Below are 14,284 nucleotides of genomic sequence, written 5' to 3' on the forward strand. Positions count from 1 at the left end.
CGCCTCCTCTCTCCCGCGCCAGTCAACCACAGCCGCCGCCCGCCCCGAACGGGACAGCTCGGGGCGGCGGCGCAGGGGCAGCTCAGTACGTGGGGCGTTGCAGCAGGCCGACGAACTCGACCAGCAGCCGCTCCCGCAGGGCCGGCGGGGCGGCGTCGAGCAGGGCGTTGACGGTGGCGTCCGGCGCGAAGCCGCCCGCACCGTCCGCCGCCGTGCCGTCGAGGCCGGCACCCGGCCCGCCGAGGCCGAGGGCGGCGGCCAAGCCGGCGACCAGTTCCGGGGTGAGCGCGTCCGGGGTCAGGGTCGCCGCGAGCGCGGTCAGCTCGGCGGGCAGCTTCACCGGGCCGGCGGCGCGGGCCGCCGCCGCCGCGTCGGCCAGGTCGGGGCCGAACTCCGCCACCCGGGGGGCCACCGCGGCGGTCACGGTGAGGTGCACGCTGGCCGGCAGGTCGGCGTACGAGAGTTGGGGCTGGGTGTGCCAGCCGCGCGCGGTCAGCTCGTCGACCAGCACGAACAGGTCCAGCGTCGGGTCGGTGGAGGTGAAGCAGACCACCGTCGACTCGGGCTCGGCCAGCAGCCGCAGCCCGTCGGTGCCGCGTACCGCGTCGGCGAGGCCGGCCACGGCGTCGCGGGTCGCCGCCGCCAGCCGCAGGTAGCCGTCCTCGCCGAGGTGGCGCAGCGTGGCGTACGCGGCGGCGATCGGGCCGCCCGAGCGGGTGGAGGCGATCACCGGGTTGACCATCGTGTAGCCGGGCCAGTCGGCGTACGCGAAGAACTGCGGGGCGCGCAGCGCCGGGGTGCGGTGCAGCAGCACGGAGACGCCCTTCGGGGCGTACGCGTACTTGTGCAGGTCGACGGAGATCGAGGTGACCCCGGCGACGGTGAAGTCGAACGGCGGCACCGGCTCGCCGAGGCGGCGCAGCCAGGGCAGCGTCCAGCCGCCGAAGCAGGCGTCGACGTGGCAGCGCACCCCGGCCTCGGCGGCCACCGCCGCGATCTCGGCGACGGGGTCGACGACGCCGTGCGCGTACGAGGGGGCGGAGCAGGCCACCAGCACCGTGTCGGGGCCGATCGCGGCGGCCACGGCGGCGGCGGACGGCCGCAGGGTCACCGGGTCGACGGGCACCGGGTCGAGGACGACCCGCAGGTAGTGGGCGGCCTTGGCGAACGCCGCGTGGGCGGTCACCGGCACGGCGATGCGGGGCGCGGCGACGTCGGGGCGGGCGTCGCGGGCGGCCTTCACGGCGAGGATCAGCGACTCGGTGCCGCCGCTGGTGACGCTGCCGACGACGTCCGGCGCGCCCGTGCCGGCGCCGCCGCCGAGCAGCCGGGACGCCGCCCCGACCAGCGCGTTCTCCATCGCCAGCAGCGACGGGAACGCCGTCGGGTCGAGGCCGTTGACGTGCGCGCTGCTCGCGTGGGCGGCGGCGGCCAGCTCGTCCAGGCCGGGCACGGCCGGGTCGTAGACGTACGCGAAGAGCCGCCCCCCGTGGGTGGGCCGATCCCCCGCGCGCAGCGCCCCGATGTCGCCGAGCACCCGCTCGGCCGGCAGCCCGCGCTCCGGCAGCGCCCGGCCGGTGTCCTGGCCGTTGTCCTGGTCGTCGCTCATGCGGCGGTGACGTTCCTCTCATGGTGGCCGGTCTCGTGGTGGCCGGTGGCGACGGTCAGCAGGTCGTCCCGGGTGAGCGTGTAGTGGCGCAGCAGGAGCAGGGGCGGGCCGACCAGCAGGGCCGGCAGCACCGTGAAGCCCAGCAGCACGCCGAGGCGGGCCGCGTCGGACTGCGCTGCCGCCGTGCCGGTGTCGGAGGAGACGTACCCGCTGAGCTGGAGCACCAGCCCGTAGATGCCGGGGCCGAGGGCGAGGCCGAGGGTCTCCCCCGCCGTCCACAGGCCGGTGAACACGCCGGCCTGCCGGCGGCCGGTGCGCGCCGTGTCGTACGCGATGCAGTCGGGCAGCATGGCCAGCGCGAAGACCTGCTGGCCGGCGTACCCGACGCCGATGACCGCGACCACGAGGTAGACCGCGACGGCCGGCAGCACCGGCGCGGCGACCAGGCCGGCGGCACCCGCCGTGAGCAGCGCGGACGCGGCGACCAGCGCGGACCGCTTGCCGACCCGCGCGCCGACGCGGGTCCACAGCGGCATCACCAGCAGCGCCGGCCCGACGAAGCAGGCGAACAGCACGGTGGGGCCGGTGGTCGGGTCGCGCAGCACCTGGTCGGCGAAGTAGCTGACCCCGGCCAGGATGGTGGCGACCCCGGCGGACTGGATCACGAAGCAGACCAGCAGCGCCCGGAACGGCCGGTTGCGGGCGGCGACGGCGAGCTGGGCGCGCAGCGTCGGCTCGCTCTCGCCGACCGTACCGGTGGGCGCGCCCCGGGTGCCGAGGAACGCGCCGAGGGTGCCGAGCACGATCAGCGCGGCGACGAACAGGCCCATCCAGCGGTGCCCGGCGACGCCGTCGCCGCCGGCGGTCACCACGGCGGGGGCCACCGCGCCGGAGACCAGGATGGCCACCGCCAGCACCGCGATCCGCCAGCTCATCAGCCGGGTACGTTCGGCGTAGTCGTCGGTCAGCTCGGCGGGCATCGCCACGTAGGGGACCTGGAAGAACGCGAACGCGGTCGCCGTGGCGAGGAAGGCGAGGGCGACGTACGCCCCGGCGGCCGGGCCGACGCCGAACGGGGCGGCGAAGATCGCGGCGAACAGCGCGGCGAGGGCGAGGCCGCCGAGCAGCAGGTACGGCCGGCGGGCTCCCCAGCGCGACCTGGTCCGGTCGGAGATCCGCCCGGCGACGGGGTTGACCAGCACGTCCCACGCCTTCGGCAGGAGCACCAGCAGGGCGGCCACCCCGGCTGCGACGCCGAGGGTGTCGGTCAGGTAGGGCAGGAGCAGCAGCCCCGGCACGGTGCCGAACGCCCCGGTGACCAGGGAGCCGAGGGCGTAGCCGGCGTGCACCCGGCGGGGCAGGACGTGGCCGCCGGACTGCGGAGCGGCCCCGCCCGCGCCGGGCTCCGGCGCCTGGGCCGCGGGCGGCGTCCCGGGTCCGGCGGGCGGCAGCGTCATGACGCCGAATGTTACTCACGTTATGGTCGCGGTCACATCCCCTCTTCCGGCGACCAGGCCGCCGCGGCCATGTCCACCCCCGTCCCGCCCAGCGGGGCGCCCTCGGCGCGCAGCCGGGCCCGCGCCTCGACCTCGTGACCGGGCGGCAGCCGGCCCGCCGAGGTGACCACCCGGTGCCACGGCACCCCGCCCCCGTGCCGGGCCATGATCGAGCCGACCAGCCGCGCCGACGCCCGCCCCGAGCGCTCGGCCAGCGCGTCGGCGACCGCGCCGTACGACATCACCCGCCCCGGCGGGATGCGCTCGACCAGCTCCAGGACCGCCTCGACGTACTCCGCAGGTGTCACGAGCTGCCACGATATGGGAACGCCGCCGGGCCCCGCCGACCCGACCGCGCAGAATGGGCGGGTGCGTCTCGCAGTCACCTCGGCCCGGCGGGTCGTCGTCAAGATCGGCTCGTCCTCGCTGACCACCGCGTCCGGGGGCCTCGACGACGCCCGCGTCGACGCGCTCGTCGACACCCTCGCCCGGCTCGCCGCCGACGGCCGCGAGGTGGTGCTGGTCTCCTCCGGCGCGATCGCCGCCGGGCTCGCCCCGCTCGGGCTCAGCCGCCGCCCGCGCGACCTGGCCACCCAGCAGGCCGCCGCCAGCGTCGGCCAGGGCCTGCTCATCGGCCGGTACGCGGCCGGCTTCGCCCGGCACCGCCTCACCGTCGGGCAGGTGCTGCTCACCGTCGACGACGTGACCCGCCGGGCGCACTACCGCAACGCGTACCGGACGCTGCGCAAGCTGCTCGACCTGCGGGCCGTGCCGATCGTCAACGAGAACGACACCGTCGCCACCGAGGAGATCCGGTTCGGCGACAACGACCGGCTCGCCGCCCTCGTCGCCGCCCTCGTCCACGCCGAGCTGCTGGTGCTGCTCTCCGACGTCGACGCCCTCTGGACCGGCGACCCGGCCCGGCCCGAGTCGACCCGGATCACCGACGTCCGCGACGAACGCGACCTGGCCGGCGTGCAGATCGGCGGGGCCGGGCGGGCCGGCGTCGGCACCGGCGGCATGGTCACCAAGGTCGAGGCGGCCCGGATCGCCACCGGCTTCGGCATCCCCGTGGTGCTCACCGCCGCCGGACTGGCCGCCGCCGCGCTGGCCGGCGACGAGGTCGGCACCCTGTTCCACGCCGAGCGCAGACGCCCGACCGCCCGGCTGTTCTGGCTGGCCCACGCCACCACCCCGCGCGGCCGGCTGCACCTCGACGCGGGCGCGGTGGCCGCCGTGGTGGGGCGGCGCAAGTCGCTGCTGCCGGCCGGGATCACCGCCGTCGACGGGGCGTTCACCGCCGGCGACCCCGTCGACCTGGTCGACGCGGGGGGCGCGCCGGTGGCCCGGGGGCTGGTCAACTACGACGCCGTGGAGCTGCCGGGGCTGCTCGGCCGCTCGACGGGCGAGCTGGCGGCTGCGCTCGGGCCGGCGTACGAACGTGAGGTCGTCCACCGCGACGACCTGGTGCTGCTGTAAGCAGGGGCCCCCTGTTAACGCATTCTGTTGTACAGGGGTCCCTTCCTAACACCGTGAGGAGTGAGCTGGATGAGCGTCGTCGAGCAGGCCAGGCGGGCCCGGGGCGCGGCGGAGGCCCTGGCGGTCGCCACGCGCACCACCAAGGACGCCGCACTGGTGGCGATGGCCGACGCGCTGGTCGCGCGTACCCCCGAGATCGTGACCGCGAACGCGGCGGACCTGGCGGCCGGGCGGGAGGCCGGGCTGAGCGCGGCCATCCTGGACCGGCTCGCGCTCGACGCCGCGCGGGTGGCGGGCATCGCCGAGGCGCTGCGCGAGATGGCCGCGCTGCCCGACCCGGTCGGCGAGGTGGTACGCGGCTCGACCCTGCCCAACGGGCTGGAGCTGCGGCAGGTCCGGGTGCCGTTCGGGGTGGTCGGGATCATCTACGAGGCCCGCCCGAACGTGACCGTGGACGCCGCCGGGATCTGCCTGAAGTCGGGCAACGCGGCGCTGCTGCGCGGCTCCGGCTCGGCGGCGCACTCCAACGCGGCCCTGGTGGCGGTGCTGCGCGACGCGGTCGCCTCGGCCGGCCTGCCGGCGGACGCCGTGCAGCTGCTCGACGCCAGCTCCCGCGACTCGGTCAAGGAGCTGATGCGGGCGCGCGGCCTGGTCGACGTGCTGATCCCGCGCGGCGGGGCGTCGCTGATCCGCACCGTCGTGGAGGAGTCGACGGTGCCGGTGATCGAGACGGGGGTCGGCAACTGCCACGTGTACGTCGACGCCGCCGCCGACCTCGCCAAGGCCGTCGCGATCACCCTGAACGCCAAGACCCAGCGCCTGTCGACCTGCAACACCGCCGAGTCGCTGCTGGTGCACGCCTCCGTCGCGGACGCGTTCCTGCCGGCGGTGCTGGCCGCGTTCGCCGAGGCCGGGGTGACGGTGCACGGCTCGCCGGAGGTCGCCGCGTACTCGTCGGCGGTGGTGCCGGCGACCGACGAGGACTTCGCCACGGAATACCTGTCGGCGGACATCTCCGTCGCCGTCGTCGACTCGCTCGACGCGGCGGTGGCGCACATCCGCCGGTACGGCACGGGGCACACCGAGGCGATCGTCACCGACTCCCAGTCGGCGGCCCGCGAGTTCGTGGCCCGAGTCGACGCGGCGGCGGTGATGGTCAACGCCTCGACCCGGTTCACCGACGGCGGCGAGTTCGGCTTCGGCGCGGAGATCGGCATCTCGACGCAGAAGCTGCACGCCCGGGGGCCGATGGGCCTGCCGGAGCTGACGAGCACGAAGTACGTGGTGACGGGCGACGGCCACCTGCGGGGGTAGGTGTAAGGAGGGGCCCCTTGTTAACGCATACGGTAGAGAGGGGTTCCCTTCTCACCCCGCTGGGCGGAGCCCGAGGCAGGCGGCGGGCCGGTCAGCGGCAGGCGCGGATCGCCGCCAGGGTGGTGTGCACGTCGAACTGGTGGCCGTCGTCGCTCTCCCAGCCGCCGTCGCTGCGCTGGGTCTCGGCCAACCGGCGGCGGGCCGCGACCAGCGTCCAGTGCTGCTCGTCGACGCCGACCCGCCGCAGGGCGGCGGCCAGCGACGCCGCGTTGGCCGGGGAGAGCTTCGGCATCCGGTCGGCCAGCGACACCTGGATCCGGGCCGACTCGTAGAACAGTTCCTGCTGGTGGAAGACCGCCGCGCTGAGCCAGCCGACGGCCAGGTACGACGGGAAGGTGCCGTCCGGCTGGAGCTGCCCGGCGAGGGCCTGAACGGCGGTCTGCACCACGCCCTGGTAGGCGCTGCCGGCGTACGCTCCGGCGGCCTGGTCGGGTGGTCCGGCCGGCCAGCGGGGGTCGGGTGAGTGTGCCGCGCGGCGGCCGGGCGCGGCGTGCCGCGCGTCCAGGTCGGCGACGGTGAGCCAGAAGGTGACGGTGGCGGTCAGGTACAGCCGCGCCTCGGGGTCGCCGGGCCTGGCCCACCAGGGGGCGTCGTCGGCGAGGGCGGGATCCTCCTCCCAGCCGCCGTCGGCCTGCTGCCGGGACGCCAACCAGTCCAGCGCCCGGCGGGCGGCGGGCCGGCCGAGAGCACCGAGGTCGTCCAGCTCGGCGAGGCGGAAGCAGGTGGCGTCGACCGAGGCGACGTCGGCGCCCCAGACGGCGGGCCAGCCGCCGGTGGGAGTCTGCCCCACCTCGGCGCTGTCGAGCAGTTCCGGCGACGGTGCCGCGCCGGCCCGCAGCCAGGACAGCCGGGCCCGTTCCACCGCGTCACCGTGCGCCACCACGAACCCGATCGCGGCGTCCAAGTCGACCACGGCAGGAACGCTACCGACGCAAACGCGATCCCACCTCGGATGGTCGGCCGGGCGACACTGGGCGAGCAGGTGCCAACGGTGGGCGAGCAGGTGCCGCCGACCGGCGGGTGGGTGTGAGAAGGGGCCCCTTCTCTGCCGAAAGCGTTAAGAAGGGGCCCTTCCTTGCACTCAGCCCGGTCGTGCTCAGTACGCGGGGAGCGAGGGGTCGATCTGCTTGATCCAGGACAGGACGCCGCCCTGGACGTGCACCGCGTCGCGGAAGCCGGCCGCCTTGAGCGCGGCGAGCGCCTCGGCGGAGCGGACGCCGGACTTGCAGTGCAGCACGATCTGCCTGTCCTGCGGCAGCTTCGCCAGCGCCTCGCCGGAGATGATCTCGCCCTTGGGGATGAGCGTCGAGCCGGGGATCCGGACGATCTCATACTCGGCGGGCTCGCGGACGTCGACGAGGAAGATGTCCTTGCCGGCGTCCTGCCACTCCTTCAGCTCGGCCGCGGTGATGGTCGCGTCGACCACCGCCTCCTGGGCCTCCTCGGAGACCGCGCCGCAGAAGTCCTCGTAGTCCTCCAACAGGTCGGTGACCGTCGGGTTCTCGCCGCAGAGCACGCAGTTCGGGTCCTTCCGGACCTTGATCTTGCGGTAGCTCATCTCCAGGGCGTCGTAGACCATCAGCCGGCCGACCAGCGGCTCACCGATGCCGGCGAGCAGCTTGATCGCCTCGTTGACCTGGATCGAGCCGATCGACGCGCAGAGCACGCCGAGCACGCCGCCCTCGGCGCAGGAGGGGACCATGCCGGGCGGCGGGGGCTCCGGGTAGAGGCAGCGGTAGCAGGGGCCGTGCTCGGCCCAGAACACCGACGCCTGGCCGTCGAACCGGTAGATCGACCCCCAGACGTACGGCTTGCCGAGCAGCACCGCCGCGTCGTTGACCATGTAGCGGGTGGCGAAGTTGTCGGTGCCGTCGACGATCAGGTCGTAGCCGGAGAAGATTTCCCGCACGTTGTCGCGGTCCAGCGCGGTGTTGTGGATCTCCACGTTGACCAGCGGGTTGATCTCGCGGATCGACGCGGCGGCGGACTCGGCCTTGGACCGGCCGACGTCGGAGACGCCGTGGATGACCTGCCGCTGGAGGTTGGACTCGTCGACGGTGTCGAAGTCGATGATGCCGAGCGTCCCGACGCCCGCCGCGGCCAGGTAGAGCAAGGCCGGCGAGCCGAGACCGCCGGCGCCCACACAGAGCACCCGGGCGTTCTTCAGCCGCTTCTGCCCCTCGACCCCGACGTCGGGGATGATCAGGTGGCGCGAGTAGCGGCGGATCTCGTCAACGGTCAGCTCGGCGGCGGGCTCGACGAGCGGGGGCAACGACACGGTGGACTCCCCGGGATCGGCGTGGGTGACGAGCCATTGTCGCTCGCCGAACCGCCGATCGGCCATGAGCAGGGACACCCGCCCGACATGCGGGAGCGGGAATAACTCAGGTGCCCGGGGTCGGCTCCCCCGCGTACCGCTTGCCGTCGAGGTAGGGCCAGGGGTTGGCGACGCAGCCGTCGAGGCCGTACGTCTGCTGCTGCATCACCGGCGCGGGCTCGCCCGGCCCCGGGCAGGCTTCGTGCAGCTCGCCGAGCTCGTGCCCGACCTCGTGGTTGACCACGTACGCGCGGTAGACGTCCAACGGGGCGCCGTAGTCCGGGACCGCCTCCATCCACCGGGCCAGGTTGATGATCACCTGGCCGGGCAGGCGGCAGGAGGTGTACCGCTCGGTGCGCAGCCCGCCGAGCGCGCACATCCGCTCGGAGGTGACGGGGGTCGCCAGGTAGACGGTGAAATCCGCCTCGGGTGCGGAAACGTCGGGGGTGTCGGGGGTGTCGGGGGCGGCGTCGGCGGAGGGGGCGGCGGCGGCCTCCGGGTCGGCGGCGGGCTCCGGGCCGGCGGGGGCGGCGGGCCCGGCCACCCGTTGCAGGCGCAGGTCGCCCGAGGCTATCCAGCTGCGCGGGTCGCCCAGCGCCTCGTCGACCACGGCGGCGAACGCGTCCGGGTCCTGGCCGGTGTCCCGCTCGACGAGCACCCGGTAGCGGCGCACCGGCCCGCCCGTGCCCTGGACCGGGGACTGACCCGCGGCGGCAGTGAACCGGCCGGGTCCGCTGGTCGGCCAGCCGCCCGACCGCCCCGGGGCGGCCCGCTCGGCCCGGCCGTCCTGGTCGGCCCGGTCTCCCTGCGCGGCCCCGACGCGGTGGTCGCCCGCCCCGGCCCCCGCCCCGCCGGGGTCCGCCCCCGGCCCGGTCGGCGGCACCGCGCCGAGGACCAGGAGCGCGGCGGCGGCGACGGCGACCAGGGCGGACAGGCCGCCGAGCGCCGTACGGGAGCGCGAGCGACCCGGCCGCCGGGGGCGGTACGCCCCGGATGGGGAGAGGGTAGTCACCCCGTCAGCCTGACAGACAAAACGCGCTCAACTGCGCTTTTGCTGCCCTCAGCGCGAAAAGCCCTCGCCTTTCCCGGCGCGCCGCGCCCCGGTCACAGCGGCGGGCCGGCGTAGCGGCGGCCGTCCCGGTACGGCCACGGGTTGGCCACGCAGCCGTTGAGGAAGAGGGTCTGCTGCATCATCACCGGCGCCGGCCGGCCCGGCTTCGGGCAGCGCTCGTGCCCGTGCCCCAACTGGTGCCCGACCTCGTGGTTCACCACGTACGTCCGATAGACCGCCAGCGGCACCCCGGCGTCGACGAAGTGCGGCACCGACAGCCGCCACCGGTCCAGGTTGATGATCACTTTCCCGGGCGCGCGGCAGGAGGTGTAGGGCCGCCCGCCCACCCGGATGTCGACCCCGCCGGCCGCGCACATCCGCCCCGCCGTGCCGGCCGTGGCCAGGTAGACCGTGAAGTCGTGCCGGGCCGCGCCGGGCACCCGTTGCAGCCGCAGCCGGCCGCTGTCCACCCAGCTCCCCGGCCCCGCCAGCGCCTCCTGCACCGCCGTGCCGAAGTCGCCCACGTCCTCGCCGGCCTCCCGTTCCACCGCCACCCGGTAGCGGCGCAGCGCGCCGGCCGCGCCGAGCACCGCGCCGGGGCGGTCGTCGTACCGGAAGCCGCCCCCGCCGGCCGACGGCACGGGCCCCGGGATCCGCAGCACCGGGGACGCGCCGGGCGCCGGCGGGGAGCCGGTGTCGACGGGCGGGGGACCGCCGAATGCCGCCGCCGGGGGGCCGCCGGGGCTCGGCGACGCCGCCGGGAGGGCCACGCCGCCCGCCGGGGCCGGCGTGCGGGCCGCCTGGTCGACGGCCAGCGCCTCGACGTCGGTCGGGGGACCGTCGCCTGTCGGGGGCCGGGCCGTCAGCAGGACCGCGCCGGCCAGGACGCACCCGGCGAGGGCGGCCACCGACAGCAGGGTACGCCGTCGGACGGCAGGGGCTGCGGGGGAATTCGGGCGGGAAGCGCGACGAGGCAGGAATCCGGGCATCCCGGTCAGGATGCCACGTCACGGACCGTCACGGGGTTCGCCACTTCGTCGAGCAACCCGAGCACCGCGCGGGCCACCGTGCGGGGCACCTCCAGCTGGGCCACGTGCCCCACGCCGCGCAGCATCAACAGCCGGCTGTCCGGGATCACCCGGGCGGCCTGCGGCGCCACCCGCACGTCGACCAGCCGGTCCTCGGACCCGCCGATCACCAGCGTCGGCACCCGCACCGCCGCGGCGAGCCGCCACAGCGACTCCGGCCCCCGCAGGTACGAACGCAGGAAGCTGGAGACCAGGCCGCGGAAGGTGCGCACGTACACGGAGGCGTAGTGCGCGGCCTGGTAGCGCAGCAGGATCTCCTCCAGCGCCTCCTGCCGGCGCTGCTCGCTGATCCGGGTCAGGTCGGCCACGCAGGACTCCATCACCTGCTGCGCCATCACCTTCGGGTCCAGCCGGGCCAACTGCCAGCCGACGAGCCGTTCCCCGCGCGGCACGGCCAGCAGGGGCAGCATCCGGCCCTGCAACGAGCGGCGGAAGTCCAGGAAGGGCAGCGCCGGGGAGATCAGGGTCAGCGTGCGTACCAGGTCCGGGCGCAGCGCGGCGACCCGCACCGAGACCGCCCCGCCCAGCGAGTTGCCGAGCAGGTGCACCGGCCCCCGGCCGGAGTGCTCGATCCAGCGGACCACGTGCTCGGCGAACGCGGGGACCGTGTAGCGCCGGCTCGGCTCGCTGTGCCCGAACCCCGGCAGGTCGATGGCCTGGCCGTCGAGCCGGTCGGCGAGCAGCCCGGCCAGGTCGGTCCAGTTCTGCGACGACCCGCCGAGGCCGTGGACGTAGAGCGCCGGCTCGGCCCCGGCGGCGGTGGCCGGGGTGTCCCGGACGTAGGTGACGGAGCCGTCGAGGCGTACCTCCCGACCGGGCCACGGCGGCGGGGTCCCGTGCGGGGGCAGGTGGTGGTCCGGCCCGAGGATGGCGGCTTTCATGGCACCAAGTCTGCCCGCGCCGCCGGCGTCCCGCCCGCCGTCGGTCACGCCAGCAGCGCCTCCAGGCGGCGGTTGACGGCCGCCAGGGTGGCCCGGACGACGGCCTGCCGGGGATCGCCGGCCACCAGCGCCGAGCCGGCGAGCTGCTCGACCCAGCCGTCGCAGACCAGCAGCACCACCACCGTGGCCACCTCGCAGTTGCCGAACGGCACCACCGCCGCGTGCTCGACGAAGCACCGGCCCCGGTCGGGCTCCTGCTCGCCGCCGCGCAGCAACCGGTCTACCGCCGCCGCCGCGGCGACGGCGCAGAGCCGCAGCACGTAGCCGTCCACGGCGGGCCCGGTCGCGTACCCGGATGCGGTTTCCTGGTCGGCGAGGAGGCGGACCTCGACGTTCGCGTCGAGGCCGAACGTGCTGACCTGGACGTGGTCGATCACCACGCGGGGCCCCGGCGCGCCGCCGGTGTCCAGCGGTCGCGACGGCGCGGTCTCCGTCGTGGTCATCTGCCCACCGGAGTACGAGGAGCCGAGCGTCGCCGGGCTGCCCGTCGCGAGGCCGGCCGGGGCGGCGCTGACCTGGCCCGGCTCCTCCACGGCGGCCCGGCCCCGGTGCGTGGTCGCCGGGCGACGCCGGCGCGGCGGCTCCCCCGCCGGGTCGGCCCGGCGGTCGAGCCGGGGCGGCGGGACGTCGGCGGGCGGTCGGGCCTCCGGCAGCCGGCCGGCGACTCCCCGGGGGTCGGCGGGGCGGCGCTCGGGGGGCCGGGGGGCGGCGCCCCGCAGGTCGGGGCGTGCCTCGGCGGAGCGACGACGCACGGGCGGCGGCGGGGCGCTCGGCATCCCCGGTACGTCCTGCGGGGCGGCGGCCAGCCCCATCCGCTCCTGCAGCAGGCGGGCCACCTGGCGGCTCACCTCGGCGGGGTCGGCACCGTCGGCGAGGTCGAGCCGCAGGCTGTGCGCGCCGGCCGGGGTGCGGCGCAGGGCCGCGTCCCGCACCCCGGCGACACCGCGTACGGCGTCGAGGATGGCGTTGACGTCGAACCCCTCGGGCCGCTCCTGCGGCGGGGCGGGCTCGTCGTCGCGACGAAGGTGGGTGGCGATGCGGGCGAGCTCCGGGGTCTCGGCGGGGGGCTCCACGGCTGGCGGCTCCGGCACGACGGGCACGTCCGGTTCGGCGGGGACGCGCTGCGGCAGCACCGCCGTGCGGTCCGGCTGCCGGCCCCCGTCGGCCGGGGCGGCCGGGGTCACCGGGTCGGGTGCGGATCGGCGGGCCGCGTACGGGGGTGCGCTCGTCGGGGCGGGCGCGGGTGGGGTGCGGACCAGCCGGCCGATCCCGCTCGTGGCGGGTGCGGCGGTCGGCCCGGCACCGGTGGCGGTCGGCGGTTGGCCGGGTGCGTCGGTGGGCGGGGCGTCCTCGGGGACCGGACGAAGCCGGAAGGGCCGGGCCGCGGCGGCCCGGACCTCGGCCGGGTCGACGGCTGCGGCGGCCGAGGTCTCGGGCCCGGCAGCGGGCGGGGCGGACGCGGGGCGGCCACCGGCCCAGGCGGGGCGCTCGGCCGGGTCCGGGGCGGGTCGGGCGGCCGGTTCGGCCCCGGCACGCGGCTCGGACCCGGGACGGGGCAGCTCGTACGGGCGGATCGGCTCGGCCCGCACCGGCTGGTACGGGCGGATCGGCTCGGCGCGCACCGGCTCGTACGGCCGGATCGGCTCGGCGGCGTAGGGGTGGTTCGGCTCCGGCGGGTGGCTGCGACCGGGCGGGGGGGCCCAGTCGGCCGCCCGGCCCTCGCGTGACGGCGGACCGGTCTGCTCGGTCTCCGCGCGCGCCGGGCCGACCGGCTCGGCCTCCGCGCGGGCCCGGCGCCCGGCCAGCTCGTCGATGCCGGCGTGGCGGTCGGCGGTGTCCTCGTCGGCGCGCAGGCGACGCCCGGCCGACCCGTCGTCGCGGGACCGGCGGGCGGGCTCGCCCTCGTCGTCGCGGGAGCGGCGGCCGGCCGGCTCGGCCTGGTCGCGGGACCACGGCGGGGCCCACCCCCCGCCCCAGCTCGGGCGGTTCCAGTCGGGGCCGGCCCAGCCCGGCGGCGGTGGCGCGGCGCTCTCGTCACGCCCCCGGACCGGCCCACGGTCGGGCTCGCCGGGAGGACCGGAATAGCCGCCGCGGTCGGGCTCGCCGGGAGGGCCGGGATAGCCGCCGCGGTCGGGCTCGCCGGGATGGCCGGCACGGCCGGGGTCGGCCGGATAGCCGCGCGGATCGTCGCCCTCGGGCGGGAAGCGGTGGGCCCAGTCGTACGGCCCGCCGGCCGTCGCGCCCTGATCGAAGGCGGCCCGGTCGGCGGGGAAGCCGCGCGGAGCGTCGAAGCCGGCGTCGGCCGGCGGCACCTGACCGGCGGGGGGCGCGGACGCCGGGGCGTCGCCGTCGGGCCAGTGGCCCAGGCGGGGGGCCGGCTGGTCGTCGGAGGAGTGCCGCGCGGCGGGGTCCGGGTCGGTGCCGCGCGACGGGCCGGCCGAGCGCTCCAGGGCGGGGGCCGGGCGCTGCGCGGGGACGGTCAGCCGGTCGTCGTCGGTTTCCCAGGCGGCGTCCTCCGGCAGGGGCGGCGCGCTGACCGGCGTCGGGCGGCCGGGACGCGACTCGTCCCCGGGGTGGGCCACGCCGTTGACGTGCGGGTGGCCGTTGACCCGGGTCGGGGGCTCACCCCGGGTGGCCGGGCCGGGCAGGGGGGCCGGCAGGTCGCCGTGGCGCGGCGACGAGGCGCCCCAGCCGGACGGCGGCTCGGTGCGGCCCCAGCCGGACGGCGCCTCCCGCGCCGCGCCGGCGTCGCCGCCACTGGACCAGCCGGTCGCCGAGGGCGCCCACCCGCTGACGGAACGGGCGAGGTCGTCCTGCTGACCCGTGCCGTCGCCGTGCTCTCCCGGGGTGGCGGCACCGGGTTGCCCTGCTTCACTCACCGCGCGCTCCTTGGTCGCCCCCGCTGAGGCTACCGTGTGGTGACAGTGGC

General features: G+C 76.8%; 11 protein-coding genes. 2 read left to right on the forward strand and 9 right to left on the reverse strand.

What is annotated here, in order from left to right:
- Positions 1-82: 82 nt before the first annotated feature.
- The 3 genes from GA0070558_RS05795 to GA0070558_RS05805 are packed head-to-tail and all read right to left on the reverse strand — an operon-like array spanning position 83 to position 3,413.
- Positions 83-1,609 carry a pyridoxal phosphate-dependent decarboxylase family protein gene (locus GA0070558_RS05795; protein ID WP_091276541.1) on the reverse strand — a complete coding sequence of 509 codons (1,527 nt, stop codon included), beginning with the start codon at positions 1,607-1,609 and terminating at the stop codon, positions 83-85.
- Positions 1,606-3,066 (reverse strand): MFS transporter, encoded by a 1,461-nt coding sequence (locus GA0070558_RS05800; RefSeq protein WP_091276543.1) that lies wholly within the window; start codon positions 3,064-3,066, stop codon positions 1,606-1,608. Before GA0070558_RS05800 ends, GA0070558_RS05795 begins: the two co-directional genes overlap by 4 nt.
- A 32-nt stretch (positions 3,067-3,098) precedes the next feature.
- Entirely contained in the window at positions 3,099-3,413 is a 315-nt protein-coding gene (locus tag GA0070558_RS05805; protein ID WP_074472481.1) for an MGMT family protein, read from the reverse strand.
- A gap of 13 nt (positions 3,414-3,426) precedes the next feature.
- On the opposite strand from GA0070558_RS05805, the gene proB reads away from it, so the two are divergent.
- Together proB and GA0070558_RS05815 are read left to right on the forward strand one after the other, a co-directional pair.
- Entirely contained in the window at positions 3,427-4,584 is a 1,158-nt protein-coding gene (gene proB, locus GA0070558_RS05810; RefSeq protein ID WP_043965410.1) for a glutamate 5-kinase, read from the forward strand.
- Between the two features lie 69 nt (positions 4,585-4,653).
- Positions 4,654-5,898 carry a glutamate-5-semialdehyde dehydrogenase gene (locus GA0070558_RS05815; protein ID WP_091276546.1) on the forward strand — a complete coding sequence of 415 codons (1,245 nt, stop codon included), beginning with the start codon at positions 4,654-4,656 and terminating at the stop codon, positions 5,896-5,898.
- Between the two features lie 91 nt (positions 5,899-5,989).
- Here GA0070558_RS05815 and GA0070558_RS05820 read toward each other — a convergent pair whose 3' ends face one another.
- The 6 genes from GA0070558_RS05820 to GA0070558_RS05845 all read right to left on the reverse strand — a co-directional run bounded on the left by GA0070558_RS05820 (position 5,990) and on the right by GA0070558_RS05845 (position 14,234).
- A complete protein-coding gene (locus GA0070558_RS05820; RefSeq protein ID WP_091276549.1) occupies positions 5,990-6,871 on the reverse strand; it encodes a prenyltransferase/squalene oxidase repeat-containing protein in 882 nt (293 codons plus the stop codon).
- Between the two features lie 183 nt (positions 6,872-7,054).
- A complete protein-coding gene (moeZ, locus tag GA0070558_RS05825; protein WP_176734112.1) occupies positions 7,055-8,302 on the reverse strand; it encodes an adenylyltransferase/sulfurtransferase MoeZ in 1,248 nt (415 codons plus the stop codon).
- 40 nt (positions 8,303-8,342) lie between these two features.
- Positions 8,343-9,287, reverse strand: a complete 945-nt coding sequence (locus GA0070558_RS05830) for a DUF3152 domain-containing protein (RefSeq protein WP_091276552.1) — start codon at positions 9,285-9,287, stop codon at positions 8,343-8,345.
- Positions 9,288-9,379: 92 nt separating this feature from the next.
- Positions 9,380-10,234: a DUF3152 domain-containing protein gene (locus GA0070558_RS05835; protein WP_228987019.1), complete on the reverse strand. Its 855-nt coding sequence runs from the start codon at positions 10,232-10,234 to the stop codon at positions 9,380-9,382.
- 86 nt (positions 10,235-10,320) lie between these two features.
- Positions 10,321-11,295 (reverse strand): alpha/beta fold hydrolase, encoded by a 975-nt coding sequence (locus tag GA0070558_RS05840; protein WP_091276756.1) that lies wholly within the window; start codon positions 11,293-11,295, stop codon positions 10,321-10,323.
- Between the two features lie 44 nt (positions 11,296-11,339).
- The gene (locus GA0070558_RS05845) at positions 11,340-14,234 is read right to left on the reverse strand and encodes a hypothetical protein (RefSeq protein ID WP_091276555.1); all 2,895 of its coding nucleotides are present in this window, start codon (positions 14,232-14,234) and stop codon (positions 11,340-11,342) included.
- Between the last annotated feature and the right edge of the window lie 50 nt (positions 14,235-14,284).

Source organism: Micromonospora haikouensis, from assembly GCF_900091595.1.
In the GTDB taxonomy this organism is placed as follows: Bacteria; Actinomycetota; Actinomycetes; order Mycobacteriales; family Micromonosporaceae; genus Micromonospora; species Micromonospora haikouensis.

Excerpts from the sequence above, each read along its gene's own strand:
- GA0070558_RS05815 (WP_091276546.1), top strand. The coding sequence starts at position 4,654 with ATGAGCGTCGTCGAGCAGGCCAGGCGGGCCCGGGGCGCGGCGGAGGCC.
- proB (WP_043965410.1), top strand. The coding sequence starts at position 3,427 with ATGGGAACGCCGCCGGGCCCCGCCGACCCGACCGCGCAGAATGGGCGG.
- GA0070558_RS05840 (WP_091276756.1), bottom strand. The coding sequence starts at position 11,295 with ATGAAAGCCGCCATCCTCGGGCCGGACCACCACCTGCCCCCGCACGGG.
- GA0070558_RS05800 (WP_091276543.1), bottom strand. The coding sequence starts at position 3,066 with ATGACGCTGCCGCCCGCCGGACCCGGGACGCCGCCCGCGGCCCAGGCG.
- moeZ (WP_176734112.1), bottom strand. The coding sequence starts at position 8,302 with ATGGCCGATCGGCGGTTCGGCGAGCGACAATGGCTCGTCACCCACGCC.
- GA0070558_RS05795 (WP_091276541.1), bottom strand. The coding sequence starts at position 1,609 with ATGAGCGACGACCAGGACAACGGCCAGGACACCGGCCGGGCGCTGCCG.